Source organism: Paraburkholderia acidipaludis NBRC 101816 (assembly GCF_000684975.1).
GTDB lineage: Bacteria > Pseudomonadota > Gammaproteobacteria > Burkholderiales > Burkholderiaceae > Paraburkholderia > Paraburkholderia acidipaludis.
Genome location: NZ_BAXZ01000022.1, coordinates 101,470 through 118,206 on the forward strand (window position 1 = coordinate 101,470; position 16,737 = coordinate 118,206).

19 protein-coding genes are annotated in these 16,737 nt (G+C 66.2%); 9 read left to right on the top strand and 10 right to left on the bottom strand.

Going from position 1 to position 16,737, the window contains the following annotated elements; genetic code table 11:
* Positions 1–34: 34 nt before the first annotated feature.
* Both BAC01S_RS32295 and BAC01S_RS22990 read left to right on the top strand, forming a co-directional pair.
* Positions 35–694, top strand: a complete 660-nt coding sequence (locus BAC01S_RS32295; protein WP_043203344.1) for an HAD family hydrolase — start codon at positions 35–37, stop codon at positions 692–694.
* Complete coding sequence (locus tag BAC01S_RS22990) at positions 691–1,932, top strand: dienelactone hydrolase family protein (RefSeq protein WP_027796872.1); 1,242 nt, start codon at positions 691–693, stop codon at positions 1,930–1,932. Before BAC01S_RS32295 ends, BAC01S_RS22990 begins: the two co-directional genes overlap by 4 nt.
* Here BAC01S_RS22990 and BAC01S_RS22995 read toward each other — a convergent pair.
* From BAC01S_RS22995 to BAC01S_RS23005, 3 genes are all read right to left on the bottom strand, one after another.
* Positions 1,929–2,204, bottom strand: a complete 276-nt coding sequence (locus BAC01S_RS22995) for a hypothetical protein (protein ID WP_027796873.1) — start codon at positions 2,202–2,204, stop codon at positions 1,929–1,931. The two genes, BAC01S_RS22990 and BAC01S_RS22995, sit on opposite strands and share 4 nt — an antisense overlap.
* Positions 2,205–2,269: 65 nt before the next feature.
* Positions 2,270–3,046, bottom strand: coding sequence for a DNA/RNA non-specific endonuclease (locus BAC01S_RS23000; RefSeq protein WP_027796874.1), 777 nt, complete (start codon positions 3,044–3,046; stop codon positions 2,270–2,272).
* A 239-nt stretch (positions 3,047–3,285) separates the two neighbouring features.
* Complete coding sequence (locus BAC01S_RS23005) at positions 3,286–3,645, bottom strand: DUF3564 domain-containing protein (RefSeq protein WP_027796875.1); 360 nt, start codon at positions 3,643–3,645, stop codon at positions 3,286–3,288.
* Between the two features lie 314 nt (positions 3,646–3,959).
* Between BAC01S_RS23005 and BAC01S_RS23010 the strand changes: the two genes are divergently transcribed.
* The 3 genes from BAC01S_RS23010 (at position 3,960) to BAC01S_RS23025 (ending at position 6,519) form a co-directional block, all read left to right on the top strand.
* Positions 3,960–4,382: a rubrerythrin family protein gene (locus tag BAC01S_RS23010; RefSeq protein WP_027796876.1), complete on the top strand. Its 423-nt coding sequence runs from the start codon at positions 3,960–3,962 to the stop codon at positions 4,380–4,382.
* Between the two features lie 151 nt (positions 4,383–4,533).
* A complete protein-coding gene (locus BAC01S_RS23020; RefSeq protein ID WP_027796877.1) occupies positions 4,534–5,871 on the top strand; it encodes a heterodisulfide reductase-related iron-sulfur binding cluster in 1,338 nt (445 codons plus the stop codon).
* 66 nt (positions 5,872–5,937) lie between these two features.
* A complete protein-coding gene (locus BAC01S_RS23025; RefSeq protein ID WP_027796878.1) occupies positions 5,938–6,519 on the top strand; it encodes a DUF3501 family protein in 582 nt (193 codons plus the stop codon).
* Between the two features lie 42 nt (positions 6,520–6,561).
* Here BAC01S_RS23025 and BAC01S_RS23030 read toward each other — a convergent pair whose 3' ends face one another.
* The gene (locus BAC01S_RS23030; protein ID WP_027796879.1) at positions 6,562–7,023 is read right to left on the bottom strand and encodes a GNAT family N-acetyltransferase; all 462 of its coding nucleotides are present in this window, start codon (positions 7,021–7,023) and stop codon (positions 6,562–6,564) included.
* A gap of 94 nt (positions 7,024–7,117) precedes the next feature.
* Between BAC01S_RS23030 and pdxR the strand changes: the two genes are divergently transcribed.
* Positions 7,118–8,596, top strand: a complete 1,479-nt coding sequence (gene pdxR / locus BAC01S_RS23035) for a MocR-like pyridoxine biosynthesis transcription factor PdxR (RefSeq protein ID WP_027796880.1) — start codon at positions 7,118–7,120, stop codon at positions 8,594–8,596.
* On the opposite strand, the gene BAC01S_RS23040 is transcribed toward pdxR, so the two are convergent.
* Positions 8,597–9,577, bottom strand: coding sequence for an aldo/keto reductase (locus tag BAC01S_RS23040; protein ID WP_027796881.1), 981 nt, complete (start codon positions 9,575–9,577; stop codon positions 8,597–8,599). It abuts the gene before it with no gap.
* A gap of 324 nt (positions 9,578–9,901) precedes the next feature.
* Here BAC01S_RS23040 and BAC01S_RS23045 point away from each other — a divergent pair, with 324 nt between their 5' ends.
* Entirely contained in the window at positions 9,902–10,564 is a 663-nt protein-coding gene (locus BAC01S_RS23045; RefSeq protein ID WP_027796882.1) for a hypothetical protein, read from the top strand.
* A gap of 44 nt (positions 10,565–10,608) precedes the next feature.
* On the opposite strand, the gene BAC01S_RS23050 is transcribed toward BAC01S_RS23045, so the two are convergent.
* Positions 10,609–11,103 (bottom strand): hypothetical protein, encoded by a 495-nt coding sequence (locus tag BAC01S_RS23050; protein WP_245616657.1) that lies wholly within the window; start codon positions 11,101–11,103, stop codon positions 10,609–10,611.
* A 183-nt stretch (positions 11,104–11,286) separates the two neighbouring features.
* Between BAC01S_RS23050 and BAC01S_RS32300 the strand changes: the two genes are divergently transcribed.
* Positions 11,287–11,664, top strand: coding sequence for a hypothetical protein (locus BAC01S_RS32300; RefSeq protein WP_156954514.1), 378 nt, complete (start codon positions 11,287–11,289; stop codon positions 11,662–11,664).
* A gap of 4 nt (positions 11,665–11,668) precedes the next feature.
* Here the strand turns inward: BAC01S_RS32300 and flhC are convergent, their stop codons facing one another.
* Complete coding sequence (flhC, locus tag BAC01S_RS32305) at positions 11,669–12,388, bottom strand: flagellar transcriptional regulator FlhC (protein WP_084168786.1); 720 nt, start codon at positions 12,386–12,388, stop codon at positions 11,669–11,671.
* A 259-nt stretch (positions 12,389–12,647) separates the two neighbouring features.
* On the opposite strand from flhC, the gene BAC01S_RS23065 reads away from it, so the two are divergent.
* Positions 12,648–13,604: a tyrosine-protein phosphatase gene (locus BAC01S_RS23065; RefSeq protein WP_052408820.1), complete on the top strand. Its 957-nt coding sequence runs from the start codon at positions 12,648–12,650 to the stop codon at positions 13,602–13,604.
* Between the two features lie 54 nt (positions 13,605–13,658).
* Here BAC01S_RS23065 and BAC01S_RS23070 read toward each other — a convergent pair whose 3' ends face one another.
* The 3 genes from BAC01S_RS23070 to BAC01S_RS33385 form a co-directional block, all read right to left on the bottom strand.
* The gene (locus tag BAC01S_RS23070) at positions 13,659–14,921 is read right to left on the bottom strand and encodes an ATP-binding protein (protein ID WP_027796886.1); all 1,263 of its coding nucleotides are present in this window, start codon (positions 14,919–14,921) and stop codon (positions 13,659–13,661) included.
* A complete protein-coding gene (locus BAC01S_RS23075) occupies positions 14,918–15,658 on the bottom strand; it encodes a response regulator (RefSeq protein ID WP_027796887.1) in 741 nt (246 codons plus the stop codon). The genes BAC01S_RS23070 and BAC01S_RS23075 overlap by 4 nt, the downstream gene beginning before the upstream one ends.
* Before the next feature lie 79 nt (positions 15,659–15,737).
* Complete coding sequence (locus BAC01S_RS33385; protein WP_052408821.1) at positions 15,738–16,463, bottom strand: lysozyme inhibitor LprI family protein; 726 nt, start codon at positions 16,461–16,463, stop codon at positions 15,738–15,740.
* Positions 16,464–16,737: the final 274 nt, after the last annotated feature.

Genomic DNA, 16,737 nt, shown 5'->3' on the forward strand with positions numbered 1-16,737 from the left:
TTCGCCCACCCCTACCGTTCCACCGTTTCGTTTCATGACCGACCGCGTCGTTGCCGCCTTCGACTTCGATGGCACCATCACTACTTCGGACAGCTTTCGAGCCTTCCTGCTTCAAACCGCGAGTCCGGCGCGCTTCGCGTTCGCCGTGCTGCGCTGCCTGCCATGGCTCGCGGGCATCGCGCCGGGGTGGTCCGAGCGCGGCCCCACCAAGGCGCGCTTTCTGTACGCCGCCGTGGGCCCCGTGCGACGCGAGGCGCTCGATGCCGCCGCGCAGCGCTTCGTCGAAGAGGGGCTGCCCGCGCTGGTGCGCCCCGAGATGGTCGCGCGCGTGCGCGAGCATCAGGCGCTGGGCCATGAGGTGGTGCTGGTCAGTGCCTCGCCATCGCTGTATCTGCGCAAGTGGGCGGCGGCGGTGGGTATCGGAACGGTGCTTGCGACCGAGCTGGAATGGCGCGACGACGTGTACACGGGACGGCTCGCGGGACGCAACTGCTGGGGCCCGGAAAAGGTCGCGCGCCTGCGCGCCTGGTGGGGCGACCGCGCGCCGACCACGCTGTACGCTTATGGCGACAGCCGCGGCGACCGCGAAATGGCTGCGCTCGCGAATCACGCATGGATACGCGGGACCGTGCCGCTGCCGCCGCTCGCGGCTACGATCAACCCATCGGCTCGACCGGAAGGAGACGTCTCATGAAAGGACAGTGGACCCAGGTGAAGTCGCGCGACGGCGGAGCATTCCGCGCCTATACGGCGCTGCCTCCGGAAGGCAGCGGTCCGGGTCTCGTGCTGCTGCAGGAGATATTCGGCGTGAACGCGTACCTGCGCGACATGGCCGACCGTTACGCGGAAGAAGGTTACGTCGTGATGGTGCCGGATCTGTACTGGCGGCTCGAACCCAATCTCGATCTGGGTTACGAGGGCGAGGACCGCGAGAAGGCGTTTGCCCTGCTGGAGCGCTTCAACGACGATCTCGCCGTGCAGGACGTCGCGGCAACGCTCGACGCGCTGCGCACGCATCCCGCGCATCGCGGCAAGGCCGGTGTGCTCGGCTACTGCCTGGGAGGCCGAATCGCGTTTCTCGCGGCGGCGCGCACCGATGCCGATTGCGCCATCGGCTACTACCCGGTGGGGATCGAACAGCACCTCGGCGAGGCGGCGCGCATTGGCTCTCCGCTGATGCTTCATTTCGCGGCGCTCGATACGTACTGCGATGCCGCCAACCGCGAGCGCATTGCGCAGGCGCTCGCGGGCAAGCCCGGTGTGGAGCTCTACACTTACGAAGGCTGCAACCACGCGTTCGCCTCGCCCTCGCGGCCGAATTACGACAAGCCGGCCGCCATGATGGCGTACTCGCGCTCGCTGGCGATGCTGCGCCGCGTGCTGGGCCCGATCTACGACTTCAATGCGCTCTGGGAGGCGCACTGCTATCACGAGTTCGTGACGCGCAAGCCGGACGACGTCATGCCGACGATGGTCGCCGAGCCTTATGTGAATCACGTTCCGACCATGACGGGCGGTGTTGGCCACGACGAGCTGAAGCGCTTTTACACGCACCACTTCGTCAACGCCAATCCCGCGGACACGCGCCTCATCCCGATCTCGCGCACGATCGGCGCGGATCGCGTGGTGGACGAGTTCATCTTCTCCTGCACGCACGACCGCGAGATCGACTGGCTGCTGCCCGGCCTCGCGCCCACGGGCAAATATTTCGAAGTGCCGATGCTCGCGGTGATCTGCTTTCGCGGCAACAAGCTCTATAACGAGCACATCTACTGGGATCAGGCTTCGGTGCTGGCGCAGATCGGCGCGATCGACCCAACGGGCCTGCCGATCGCGGGTGCGCTGAGCGCGCGCAAGCTGCTGGACGAGACGCTGCCGTCGAACACGCTCATGGCGCGTGCGTGGAGCGGGAGCGAGGGGAAGCCGTTCTAGTTTTGGCGATTTTGGCGAAATGGATTGTCGACCACGCCGGGCTTCTGGTCCGGCTCGTCGGCGATCTTCGCGGGCAGGTGCGGATCGGCCTGGAGTTTGCGGACCACGTCGTCCAGCGCCGCCTTGAGCGCGAGCGCCGCCGCGAGGCCGCGCCGGTCGCGCGTGAGTTCGAGCGTGCCCGCCAGGATCACCCGCGTCGTGCCGTTCGTGACCGTGAGCGCGTCGCCCTCTACGTTCAGGACGTCGTTGTCGTTTGCGTATGCGTCGAACACTTCGTCATCCTCCTTAAGTCGTCTGTGCCGCGATAGCGGTCGGCATGACAGAAATTCTGCGGTGCTTACCAAAACCACTTGCGCACGACAAACGTGCGACCATTGAACGACACCTTCGTTGCCCCGCCGGCGCCTTCCGGAATGCCGGGGAATCGTATCCCGCTTTGCTGCTCCAGCGAGCGGACCGACTGCACCTCGTAATGGTCGGCGCTCGTATTGTTCGCGACGATGGCGAACGCCAGCCGCTGCGAAGGCACGTATACCATCTTGAAGATCTGCGTGGGCACGAGCACACGCGTCGCGCCGATCGTTTGCAGCTGCGCACCCGTGAAAAGCGGTCCCGTTACCACATAGGCCTCGCCATATTTCTCCGCGAGGCGTCGCACGCCTGTTTCGATATGCGCCCACAGGTGCTGGTTATTCACGCGGTTTTGCGGCACGACGTTCGCCAGCGAGAACGACTCCGCCATCGCTTGCGGATTCCAGCGATTGCCGGCCGGGCTCATATGCCCCCGGTCGAACCCGCTGCGCCGGTAATCAGCAAGCGTCGCGCCTTCGCCTTCGGGCAGGCGGTCGTCTTCGAAGAAGCGGTTGGTGCGCGTCATGTCCCTGGCCGCCTCCAGGTGATCGCGCGTAAGGTGTTCGGCGGACCAGAGCGGGCCGTGTGTGATGCCCGAGTGCAGCACGACGAAATCCGAATAGCAGAGCACGTGCGTCTGCGGCGTCATGCGCGGATTCGCGAGAGTCGGGAACTGACCGTCGGGGACGAACGCGGAACAATCCGGCGCGGCGAACGCGTGGCTCGCCACGACCGTCAGGAGGCAGGCAAACAGCTTCTTCATCGACAAAACACGGGGAGGACGGTGTAGGCGGGATGAAAGTATAGCGGCGGCGAGCGCGCACGACTATCCGCACCGTTGCGGCGCAGCATATCGAACGCACGAGACGCGCCACGGCGCGGTATTCACCGCACCGTGGGCAGCCTGATGCTGTTCAGACGAAATTCAGACGAAAGCGATTCCGGGAGAAACCGAAGCGCAAGCAGGGTGGCAGGGTTGACGCAACGCGCCTTTGCCCGCACTCAGCCCGCGAACAGCGCGTGTTCGGCGCGTATGGTCTGGCGGTCGACCGCTTGCAGCCGCCATTGGCCTTCCATGGGCGAGTGCGTCGTTTCGCACGACCAGGTGGCGTCGCCGTGAGCCGAACTGATTTCCTGGCGGCGATTCACGTAAAGGCCGCGCAGCGTGCAGAGCGGCGAGGTGTCGAGCGGCGCGCATAGCGACGTGACGCCGTCGGTATCGCGCATTTCGCCCCATTCGGGCAGGTCGATGCCGTCGTGCGATTCACGCGACCAGCGGTGCTGGTCGGTGTCGAGCCAGAGGACGGCGTAGTCATGATTGACGGTCGGGTCGGAACCGTTGATCAGGATCGTAAGTCGCATGTGAGCTCCGGGAGAGCGTGTCAGGAGGGAGGCAATTAACTACTTTAGAACGCGCGCGCGCAATGGCAAGAGGGCAATACCCATGCCGGCTGCGTCTTTTGCGCGCGGGCTGATATGGAACCGGCACGGTATTTGCGCCGGCGCCTTTCGGCGCGGCTATCGGCGGGATTGAAAATGACAATTGGGAAGGCAACCGCCACCTCCTAGATTGATAGATGCGGCGCGCCCGCTCTGCTCTCCTGCTGCATCGCACGAACGTACGTTTGCGGTCCGCGCAGCGTCCCCACATACAACGCTGATGGATGGAGGTACAGATGTCACAGCTAAAAGGCTCGAAGACGGAACAAAACCTCAAGGATGCTTTCGCAGGCGAATCGCAAGCCAATCGCCGTTATCTCTACTTCGCGGCAAAGGCCGACGTCGAAGGCCAGAATGACGTAGCCGCGCTGTTCCGCTCGACTGCCGAAGGCGAAACCGGCCACGCGCATGGCCACCTCGAATATCTGGAAGCGGTTGGCGATCCCGCCACGGGGCTGCCGTTCGGCACTTCGCGGCAGAACCTCACCGCAGCGGTTGCAGGCGAAACGCACGAATACACCGACATGTATCCCGGCATGGCGAAGGTCGCGCGCGACGAGGGCTTCGACGAAATCGCGAACTGGTTCGAGACGCTCGCGAAAGCCGAGCGTAGCCACGCCAATCGCTATTCGAAGGCGCTGGAAGCGCTGGTGGACTGATCGCGCCGGCGTGATGCGGCGCGGCGTGCGTGCGCATGCAGTCGTGTCGCGGGCGTTCTACGACGCGCGCCGGATGTCGATCCGGCGCGCAGCGAGCGCATAGCCGCGCGGCCGCGCTCGCGCCCTCATAAAAATCAAAACGGGAGACGTCATGCCCCACAAGGAAGGCAGTCTCGAAGCGCCGACCCGGCATCCGCTCGACTGGCAGTCCGAAGCGTTCTACGACAAAGGGAAGCTGGACGAAGAGCTGGCGCGCGTATTCGACATCTGCGCCGGCTGCCGGCGCTGCGTTTCGTTGTGCGGCGCGTTTCCCGCGCTGTTCGATCTCGTCGACGAGACCGATACCGGCGAGGCGCATGACGTCGACAAGGCCAAATACGGCCAGGTCGTCGACCAATGCTATCTGTGCGACCTCTGCTACATGACGAAGTGCCCCTACGTGCCGCCGCATCCGTGGAACGTGGACTTCCCGCATCTGATGCTGCGCGCGAAGGCCATCGAATACCGCACGGGCGAGGTGAAGCTGCGCGACCGCGTGCTTTCGAATACGGACACGCTGGGCCATCTCGCGGGTATTCCGGTCGTCACGCAGACCGTCAACGCCGTGAACCGCACGAAGCCGATGCGCGCCCTCATGGAGGACACGCTGGGCGTGGACCGCAAGGCCTGGCTGCCCGATTTCGCCACGCGCAAGTTCCGCAGCGCGGCAAAGCGGGCAAGCGCCGGCGAGGTGCGCGACGGCGAGCGCACGCCGGGCAAGGTGGCGATCTACGCGACGTGCTACGTGAACTTCAACGAGCCCGGCATCGGCCACGATCTGCTGGCCGTGCTGGAGCACAACGCGATTCCCTGGGTGCTCGTGAAGAGCGAGGCCTGCTGCGGCATGCCGCTCCTCGAACAGGGCAATCTGGACGGCGTGGCGCAGAAGCAGGCGCAGAACATGCCGGTGCTGGCGCAGTACGCGCGCGAAGGCTATGCGCTGGTGGGCGCCGTGCCGAGCTGCGTGCTGATGTACAAACACGAGCTTCCGCTCATGTTTCCCGACGATCCCGATACGCGCGCCGTGAGCGAAGCGTTCTGGGACCCGTTCGAATACTTCGTCTCGCGCCATCGCGACGGCCTGCTGAAGACCGATTTCCGCACGCCATTGGGCAACGTTTCGTATCACGTGCCCTGCCACGCGCGTGTGCAGAACATCGGGCGCAAGACTTCGGACCTGCTTTCGCTGGTGCCGGAAACGAAGGTCAACGTGGTCGAGCGCTGCTCGGGCCACGCGGGCACGTTCGGCGTGAAGAAGGAATTTCACGCGATGGCGATGAAGATCGGCACACCGGTGTTCAAGCAGATGGCGAACGGCGAGCCGAATTTCATTTCGTCGGATTGCGCCCTGGCCGGCCATCACATCGCGCAGGGCATGGCGGAGGGCCAGCTTGGCGATCCGCCGCTCGCGCATCCGCTCACGCTGCTGCGCCGCGCTTATGGAATCTGAGGTATCCCAGGCATCCGGGGCTGGCGGGATGCTTTCCCATTCACCGCTTTGCAAGAGGCATGGACGATGACTATTGCGAGAAATTCGCTGCTGACGCTGGAGGCTTACGCCAAGGCGCGCAAAGATATGCGCGCGCGCATCATCGAACACAAGAAGCGGCGCGCCGTCACGCTCGGCAATCACCTCACGTTCCTGTTCGAGGACGAGGACACGATCCGCTACCAGATTCAGGAGATGCTGCACATCGAGAAGATATTCGACGAGGAGGGCATTCAGGGCGAGCTGAATGCCTATTTGCCGCTCGTGCCCGACGGCAGCAACCTGAAGGCGACCATGCAGATCGAGTACGAGAGCGAGATCGAGCGCCGCGCCGCACTGGGGCGGCTGATCGGCATCGAGGATCGCGTGTTCCTGCAGGTGGAAGGCGAGGCGCCCGTCTACGCAATCGCCGACGAAGACCTCGAGCGCGACAATGCCGAGAAAACCTCGGCCGTGCACTTCGTGCGCTTCGAACTCACGCCGGAAATGAAAGCGCGCCTGCGCGAGGGCGCGGCGCTCACGATCGGTTGCGATCACCCCAACTATCGTGTGCCGACGCAGACCATAGACGGCGAAACGCGTGCCTCGCTCGTCACCGACCTCGACTAAGGCCGGATTCGATATCGAAGAGGCCCGCGTGCGCCGCGTCCGTCACACGTCCTTGCGGTACATGACGAAGCCGGGCTTGTCGGCCACGCTGTCGTAAAGACGCATGGCCGTATGGTTCGTTTCGTGCGTGTGCCAGTAGACGCGCGGCGAATTCGCGGCCTTCGCGGCCGCATGGACGGCCTCGATCAGCACGCGTCCCACGCCCTTGCCGCGCTCGTCCTCCACCGTGAAGAGATCCTGCAGATAGCAGATCGGACCGCTTAGCGTCGTGCTGCGGTGGAAGAGGTAATGCACGAGCCCGACGACACGCGGCCCACGTAGCGCGACGAGCGCATGCATCGGTTCGAGGCCGTCGAAGAAGCGCGACCACGTCGCGCGGGTGATCGGCTCGGGCAGCGCCGTCGGTCCGAAGCGGCCGTAGAAGCGGTTATAGCCGTCCCAGAGCGGGAGCCATGCATCGTAATCGGCCGGCGTGACGGGGCGGACTTCAAGCTGTGCGGACAATTTCGTTCTCCTGTATTCGATGCGAACTCCCAGCGTAAGCGAACTGTGGCACCATTGTTAGCCCCACCGAAACCGCAATTCATGGAGCCACCCGTTGGACTACGCGTTGATGATGGCGGCCTACGCGCGCCGCGCGGCACGCAGGCTGACGCAACAAGACCTGCTTTACGAAAGCCTGCGCCGTGCGATTCTCGACGGCGATATCGTCGAAGGTGCGCGGCTGGCGTCGAGCCGCGCGCTGGCCGAGCAGCTGGGCATGGCGCGCAACTCGGTGCTGTATGCCTACGAGCGCCTCGTGGAGGAGGGCTTCGTCACGGCCACGCGCCACGGCTCCCGCGTCAATGCCGTGACGCCAGGCGGCGGCGCCGTGCTGCCTCCGCCGGCGGCACGATCGGCCGGTGCTGCCCGAATGCTGGCGCGGCGCGTGCTCGAACTGCCGCGCCGCGGCACGCGTGACGGCGCCACGGCGTTGCGTCCGGGCGTGCCTGCGCTCGACGCGTTTCCGTTCGTGCAATGGCGTACCTCGCTGGAGCGCGCGATGCGGCGGCTGCGTGCCGACGATCTGGGCTATGGCGACAGCGCGGGCCACCCGGCGCTGCGCGAGGCGATTGCGCAGTACGTGCGCGTGTCGCGCGGCGTGCGCTGCCAGCCGCAGCAGGTGTTCATCACGAACGGCACGCAGGCGAGCCTCGATCTCTGCGCGCGCCTCTTCGCCGATCACGGCGAGCGCGTGTGGATCGAGAACCCCGGCTATCTCGGCGCGCGTTCCGCGCTGCTCGCGGGCGGCCTGCAGCTCGTGCCGGTGTCCGTGGACGCCGCGGGCATGGCGCCGCGCGCGGCGGACTGGCATGAAGCGCCGCCGCGTCTCATCTATCTCACGCCGTCGCATCAGTACCCGCTGGGCAGCGTGCTGAGCCTCGAGCGGCGCCTCGCGCTGATCGAGCACGCGCGCGCGTGCGGCGCCTGGATCATCGAGGACGACTACGACAGCGAGCTGCGCCACGGCGGTCCGCCGCTGCCCTCCATCCAGGGTCTCGCCGACGACACGCCGGTAGTCTATCTGGGCACCTTCAGCAAGACGATGTTTCCGGCCTTGCGCATCGGCTTCCTGGTGGTGCCGCCGGACGTGACGGAGCAGGTGGCGGCGGCCATCGGCACGCTCGAGCGTCAGGGGCGGGTGGCCGAGCAGACGGCGCTGGCCGAATTCATCGAAAGCGGCCGCTACGCGCGGCACCTGCGCCGCATGCGCAAGCTCTACGAGGAGCGGCGCGACGGGCTCGTCGCCGCGATCGGGCGCCATCTCGCGGGCATGCTGACGGTCTCCGCCGACGCGGGCGGCATGCATCTGAGCGCGCGCCTCGACGCGCCGCTGCGCGATGTCGACGTGAGCACGGCCGCGCGCGTGCACGGCCTGCACCTGTCGCCGCTCAGCGCATATTGCCTCGGCGGGCCCGATATGCCGCGCTACAACGGCTTTCTGCTGGGCTACGCGGAAGCGCCGCCGCCCGTGGCCGACGCGCTGATGGCAACGCTCGCGCGGGTGATACGCGAGCTGGCGGAGGGCGGCGGCTGATCACTCGTGGCCCGCGACGGCGTGCGGGACGTACGGCGCTTCGAGCGCGTCGACTTCTTCGTCGGTGAGTTCGAGCGAGAGCGCCGCGACGGCGTCGTCGAGATGCTGCGGCTTCGAGGCGCCGATGATGGGCGTGGTGACCTCCTGCTTCTGCAGCATCCAGGCGAGGGCGACCTGCGCGCGCGGCACGTTGCGCGCCTTCGCGATCGCGCCGACCGCCTCGACGATCGCGCGGTCGGCCTCGGCCGTGGCGTCGTAGAGCTTGTGGCCATAAGCGTCGCTTTCCTCGCGCGCGCTCGTGGCGTTCCACTCGCGCGTGAGGCGCCCGCGCGCGAGCGGACTCCACGGCATCACGGCGACGCCTTGGTCGGCGCACAGCGGCAGCATTTCGCGTTCCTCCTCGCGATAGAGCAGGTTCAGGTGATCCTGCATGCTGACGAACGAGGTCCAGCCGTTCAGGTAAGACGTGTAGAGCGCCTTGCTGAACTGCCATGCATGCATCGACGAGGCGCCGATATAGCGGGCCTTGCCGGCCTTCACGATGTCGTGCAGCGCTTCGAGCGTTTCCTCGATGGGCGTGTCGTAGTCCCAGCGGTGGATCTGGTAGAGATCGACGTAATCGGTGCCGAGGCGCCGCAGGCTGTTGTCGATCTCGGCGAAGAGCGCCTTGCGCGACAGGCCCGCGCCGTTCGGGCCGGGGCGCATGCGGTTGTACACCTTCGTTGCGATCACCACGTCCTCGCGCTTGACGAAATCGAGCAGCGCGCGGCCCACGATCTCTTCCGAGGTGCCGTCCGAATAGGTGTTGGCGGTATCGAAGAAGTTGATGCCCACGTCGAGCGCCTGGCGCAGCAGTGGGCGGGCGGCGTCGGCGCCGAGCGTCCACGGATGCGCGCCGCGCTCGGGCACGCCGTAGGTCATGCAGCCAAGACACAGACGCGAGACTTCCAGCCCGGTTGGGCCGAATCTGACGTATTCCATTGCGGTCACTCCTTGTGCGAAAGCGGATGAGGCGGCGGCGCGCCTGTGACGACGGCGGCGGCGCCGGTGCGCCGGGGAGACTACGGTTAGCGTACCCGAGCCGCCGAAGATGCGCAGAAAGCCGGCCAAACGACAGCAAGCCGGTACGACGATCAAACATCTAATTTCGAGAAAGCGCGCGCGACGGAATTTGTGCTAATTTGTGTTCAGTTGCATTTATCTCAAACAGGCTAAATTAGCCCGTATGATTTGGAGTCCATATCAATAAATCGATGTGCGGGGAAGTCCTGCAGGATCCCGTTCCGCACCCGCCTTGTCTTTCTCATGCCAACCGATTACACCGCCTCCTTTACCCTCTGGGTTGTCGTTCGTTCCCAAAGCCGTCCCGACGGCTCGCGCTTCGTCGAGCCCGCGTGGACGGGCGACGGCGAGCGCAGCGGCGTCGCCATCTTCGTTTCACGCCTCGATGCGCACATTTACGCGACACTGCGTAACGGATGGCTTGCCGGCGACGGCGCGGACAAGTGGCACTGCCTCTCCTTGCAGGCGTTCGATCTGCATGCCTACGCCCGCGACCAGAACGACAGCGTGAACTGCGCCGCGGTGTTCGGCTTTGCCTGCGACGCCGAAGGCGCGCTGGTCATGTCACGCGGCGCGCCGTGCCCGAGCTACTTCGAACTCACGTTCGACCTGCCGGAGGACATCGCGGACGTGGTATTCCATTTCAACCAGGCCGTGTTTGAAGCCATGTGCGTGCTCTGGCAGGAGATCGGCGCGCGTGCGCAGCCGCAGTCGATCAATCGCACCGAGGCCATGAGCGATGGTGCCTTCGCATGGCTGCTCGATATCGCGCTGAGCGTTGCGACCGAGACCGGCGCCGTGGCCAAAGCCGATCACTGGACGGTGTTCGAGCCGCTTTCCATGCGCTGGCTCCGCGCGCCGACCGAGGTTGACGCGATGCAGGGGGCGAAGCCGACATTGCACTGACTTCGCGCCGTGGCGAGCTCCCGTACCGCCGCCCTCACGCCAACTCACACCAGCAGCGAGACGATGCCGCCGATCGTGAGCCCCGCAGCCAGCCATCTGCCGGCGGAATACGCGTCGTTCGGGTCCGCGGGCAGGTCGGGACGCTCCAGTCCGAGCACGCCGTCTACCAGCGAGCGCACGGGTTGGGCGTTGGCCCCGTCGTCGGTTTCGCCGTCCGTGTCGCCGGAGTCACTGGTGTTGCCCGCCGCCAATGGATCCGAGGGATCGTCGATGACGATCACGACATCACCGCCGTTGTCGGTCTCGACGCCATCGCCCTCGTCGCCGCCGTCGTCGTCCGCCGCTGCGGCCGCATAACCTGCCGGCGAGATGTCGACCGCGTCGTCCTGCGAGACGGACGCGGGCGCGCTCGTGCCGGATAGCGTCGAGTCATCGTTCGCCGACTGGCTCGCGGCAGACGCGGCGACACCCGAGCCCGTGCCGGGCAGGTTCGCCGCCACGCTGCCGGACGAGACCGGCGTCATACCTACTGATTCCATGTTCGCCTCCTGAGGCCTATCACACGCCCGGGGGATGTTCCCACGCCGCGGCTGCGTATCGGTCCACGAAAAGCGCGTAAAAACGCGTGGTATTTCGCGGCGCCGGGAATCGCCGGTGCTGCCACAATGGCGGCATCGCAGGTTGTGCGTGCACCCATGTACGCCGACGCAAACGTATGCACCATGAAGCACACCTTAACGTCGAATGTGGACGAACCCGATGCACGGACGGGGGCCGTCAGCCTCTATCGCGGGGCTGACTTGAACGAGCCTTCGCGGCGCATGCTGTTCGAGGCGCTCTACCGCGCGCGCTTTCTGCAGGCGCATGCGCGCCTGCCCGATGCGCTCGAGCGCGATCACAACGACGACTACATTCAGAGCGGTCCGCAGATTGCGTGGGAAATCTGGCAGGCCGCGCATGCGCGCGCGCTGGAGCTGGCCGCGCAGATTTGCGAGCGCCGCCAGGACGCGCACACGAGCCAGTACGACAAGGCCGTGTGCCGCCTCTGCGCGCGCGATATTCGCGCGTTGCTGCGTGCCATGGACCGGAGCAGTATTTGAGCCGTCAGGCCGGCTCCGGGAGGGCCACGCGGGAGAGAGGTGCCGCGCGAGCCATGGTGTGCCGGGCGTTGAGCGTGCGCGACACTTCGTCGAGCATCACCATCATTTCCTCGGGCACGTCGCCGTAGAGAGAGCCGGCGCGTGGCGGCATCCCGAACGAGACAGGCGAGCGTCTTTCGTCGTCGCCGGCTTCGCGCGTGGCCGCCTGCGCGGGGCGAGTGATTGCCGCGCGCGAAGGCGGCGCACAGACGCAGCAAACGGACGGCTTGTTCGTTTCGTGCATGTGCCGCACGAAGCGCCCCGAGCAGACGGGGCAGGGCGCGAGCGTCAAGAGTCCGCCTTCGAAGAAGCGCAGCAGGGTCCACGCGCGCGTGAAGCTGAGCACGCGTTCAATGCCGGTGCAATAGCAGTGTTCGATATAAAGGCGGTAGGCGCGCGTGAGCGCATCGAGGCGCGTGCAGCACGCCACGTCCCTGAGAAACAGATAGATGTTGTAGAAGAGCGATGCATGGACGTTCGGCAGCCACGTGAAATACCAGTCGGCCGAAAACGGCAGCATGCCCTTGGGCGGCGACGCGCCCTTGAGTTCGCGATACAGCCGGATCATGCGCGTTCTCGAGAGCTTCAGCTCTTTTTCGAGTACCGGCATGCGCGCGCCTAGCTGGATGAGCTCGATGGCGCGCAGCACTTCGCGCGCATCTTCGGTCACACTGCCTTTGTACATGACACGGGGCTCTCCATGAGACAGGTGAGACAGGTGCGATAGCCACGGCGGCCGGGCGCGGGTTCCTGAACGTGCTGGCGATTATAGAAGCGCGCTTATTAGCGTCAAGGCTAATATTCTGGAGCGGTTTGAAAGATTTTTCGTCGCTTGCGGCCTGCTCGTAACGGTGGCTTCTTTTAATACCGATTATCATAGAGCCCTGCTGCGTATCCCGCGCGGCTCGCGGGATACGCGAGCGCCTGTTATCGACTGCCAATCAATGATTTCTCGTTTTTCCGCCTCGTTCGCTTCGTCTCGCGAAGACCGCAAGCGTGCGCCCCGCCGTGCGCTCGGCGGCATCCTGAGCAGCTTCGGCGGCGGTGCGCCGGGCTGTCCCGTGGACGCTCCCGCAAACGCGCCGCGGCGTGCGCTCATCAAGGGCACCGTTAGCGCGCTTGCGCTGGGCAGTTGCGCGAGTACGCTGTTGAGCGCCTGCGGCGGCGATTTCGCGGGCGGCAGCGGTTCACAGGACGACGCCACGCCAACCCTCAAGTCGGTGGCCAACTTCCGCGACGTGGCGGGCGCGGCGCCCGGCTATGCCACGAGCGACGGCGCGCGCGTCCGGCGCGGACTGATCTATCGCTCGGACGCGCTGACGCTCAGCGCCGCCGACGCCGTCACGCTGCAGAACCTTGGCGTGACGACCGTGTACGATCTGCGCACGCCGGCGGAAAGCGGCCAGACGCCCGACGCGCAGGTCGCGGGCGCGAGTTACGTTGCGATCAATGTGCCCGGCACGGCAACGCCGCCGTCGTTTGCGGGCATGTCGGCGCAGGAACTGGATGCGGCCATGCAGGGCGAGTGGAACGCATTCATCGCCGGACGCGTGCAGGCTTCGGCTTACGGCGAGCTGTTGAACCAGATCGCGCAAGCGTCGGGGCCGCAAATCATCACCGGGGGCACGGGGGTGGACGCGGTGGGATGGGCGAGCGCCTTGCTGCTCCTGATCGCAAACGTGCCGCTCGAAATCGTCGTCAAGGACTTTCTGCTGACGAATGCGTACCGTTCGACCGGCGTGGATGCGGTGAACGCCGCTCCGCCCGTGCAGAGCAGCTATTTGCAGGCCGCTTTCGACGCGCTGCAGTCGAACTACGGCGATCTCAGCCGCTACCTCACGGTGGGCCTCGGTCTCGCGCCCGCTACGATCGACCTGCTGCGCAGCCGCCTCGTCGCGTAGTTGCGTTGGAGGTGCGTTGTGCGCGGGGGCTGGCGCGTGCCGCTCCCGCGCGCGTCAGGCGGCGGGCAGCACGATCCGCACGCGCAAGCCGCCTTCCGGGTGATTCGAAAGCTCGCAGCGGCCGCCCTGGTTGCGGGTGAGGCGGGTGACGATCGCGAGGCCGAGCCCGCAGTGGCCCTCGCCGCCGCGGGCTTCGTCGAGCCGCACGAACGGCTTGAGGGCGGCGGCCACCCGTTCGGCGGGAATGCCGGCACCGTGGTCGCGTACTTCGATCGACCAGTGCTGGCCTTCGCGGCGCGTGGAGATCTCGATGGGCGGTACGCCGTGTTCCAGCGCGTTGTCCGCCAGATTCGAAACGAGGCGATCGAGCAACGTGCGCGGCATGCGAAATTCCGGACCGGCGCGCAGATCCAGCCGGAAGAGTTCTTCGCCCTCGTCGGCGGTATCGGCGCTGAACTGCTCGCGCAGCAGCGCCTCGACTTCCACCTCGGGGCTCGTTTCGGGCCGCTGGCGCGCGAATTCCAGGAACTGCTGAACGATGTCGGTGAGCGAATCGACCTCGCGGATGATCTGTTCGCGCTCGCGTTCCGAACCCAGCATGCTCGCGCGCAGCTTGAGCCGCGTGAGCGGCGACTTGAGATCGTGCGCCACGCCCGCGAGCATGACAGCCTGATCGTCGTCCGCTTCGTTGAGCTGCTTCATCATGCCGTTGAACGAGCCGATCAACTCGCGCAGTTCGTGCGGCCCGCGCTCGCTCATGGGCGCGGGCCGCTGGCCCGTGCCGAACGCACGCGCGGCCTGGGCCACGCGCGAGAGCGGGCGCTGCATCTGCCACACCGCAAGCAGCGAAAGGACGAGCGACATGGCCAGCAGCGCGCCGGCCTCGAGAATGGGGTTAGGCGGCGGCGGCAGGTCGATGGGCGCGACGATCCAGACCGGGCGGCCCGCAAAGCGTATCCACAGCGCGTGCGCATGGCTCGTGTCGGTGAGAATCTCCGTGCCCGGCGGCAGATCGCGCAGCAACTGCCGGCGCAGGTCGGCGAGCGGCTCGCGCGTGGGCGTTTCCAGATGGACGTCGGCCGGCATGTTCCAGGTGGGCACGAGATGCACGCGCAGCGCGGGCGCGAGTTCGACCTCGTCGGGCGCCGCCCCGTTCGCGGCGTGCAGCATGAGCAGCAGGCCGCGCTCGAACCCTTCGAGTTCGTGCCGGCGCGGCTGGTGCGCGAACACGGCGAACCAGCCCGCCTGGATCGCGAACAACACGAGCGTGGACATCAGGGCCATGCGCCCGAACAGCGTGTTGAACGGATTGCTCATGCGCCAATGACGGCACCGCTCGCCCCGCGCGCTTCTTCCGGCACCGGCACGAACACATAGCCTTTGCCGCGCACCGTCTGCACGTAGCGCGGCGCCGAGGGGTCGTCCTCGATCACGCGGCGCAGGCGCCAGATCGGCACGTCGAGGCTGCGGTCGCGAAACGCGAGACCGTCTGCGTGCAGCAGGTCGTGGATCAGCACGCGCGACATCACGCGGTAGGGATTGCGCGAGAAGATCTTCAGCAGTGCGAACGCCCCGTCTCTGAGCGCGACATGCTGGCCCTCGCGCAACAGGGCGCGCGTGGCGAAGTCGAGCTCGAACGGACCGAAGCGAAAGCGATCGCGCAGTTCCGGCGCACTCGGCACGATGTCGCCGCGCCGGCGCAGCACGGTCTGGATGCGCAGCAGCAGCTCCTGCGGGTCGAAAGGCTTCGCGACATAATCGTCCGCGCCGAGTGTCAGACCCGCAATGCGATCCACCACGGTGCCGCGCGCGGAAGCGAAGATCACGGGGATCGTGTCGCCTTCGGCGCGCAACGCGGCGAGCGCGCGCAGACCGTCGGTGCCGGGCATCATGACGTCGAGCACCACCACGGACGGCCGCTCGCGTTCGAGCCGCCGACCGAGGTGGGTAGCGTCGTGCAGGACGGAGGCCTCAAAGCCATTTGCTCTGAGGAATCGGCAGAGGAGATCGCGCACGACCGGATCGTCGTCGACGATGAGAACGTGTGGACTCATCCCGAAATTTTATTCGATGTCGACGTCCTGGCGAAAAAGCCGATCAAGCCGATTTCTTACCTATCCTTACATGGGCCGCTTACCGGACCGTAACCGCGCCTTCCTGGGTTTGGGCCTGGAGCGGCGATTGCGGCGGCATGGGCGTTGCCGCGGCAGCGGTTGTCGTTGCAGTTGCCGCCGGTGCCGCCGGTGTCGATGCCGCGGTAGGTGCCGCGCCGTGCGCCGCCGCTTCGGCAAGATGCTTCTGGCGCGCGTCGGCGGCAACGCCGCTCGGCATCTTGTGCAGATGAAGCTTCGAATCGGGCTGCGCTTCTGCCTTCGCGGCGGCATTCGGGTTTTCGCACGTAATGCCCTTTATTTGCAGCACGGCGTCCTGGGCTGCGGGCGCCAGCTGCTGATCGACCACGCCCGTGCGCACGCGCTCCGCGCTGGCCTCTTTGCCATGCTGCAGATCGCCCTGCAGTTCGGCGATGCGGCGGTCGTACCAGTCCGCTACGCACGCCTTGTCCTTGCAGTTGTGCTGGCGCCATTGCCACTGGCTGATACGGTCGGCTTCGAGCGCGGTGGTATCGGGCGTGGCCTCGACGGCGCCGCGATAGAGGGCGGCCAGCTTGTCGTCGAGCGCGGAAAGTTGCGGATCGCTACAGATGAGCCGCTCCGAAGCGGACGCATTGTGCGGGCAGTGAAAGCTGGCCGCGTGCGCGAGCGATGCGCCGGCCAGCGACGCAAAGAGTGCGAGAGCGGGAACGAGCGCGGCGCGGCGGTTCAGCGCCGGGGCGCGATGAGGATTCGGTTGTCGGTTCATGGCGGGTTCGATTGCATTGAAGTGACAAGGGCGGCAGGCCGCGCGCACGCACGGTGCCTTCGAGCTGGCTCGATCTCGCGTGCGGCGCCGCCTGCCGGCGCATTGCCGTAGGGCGCGCCGGTCAAAGTTAGCGCAGCCGCGCTCGCGCAAAGGCCCGCTCAAGAGCGGCTTCGGGCTGTTGCTTACGAAACGTTTCAAATGGGGGCGGTTGATGAAACGGCTTGTGTAATGCGTGACGCATGCCGCTTACCGTGCGGGAGATTCGCGAAGACCC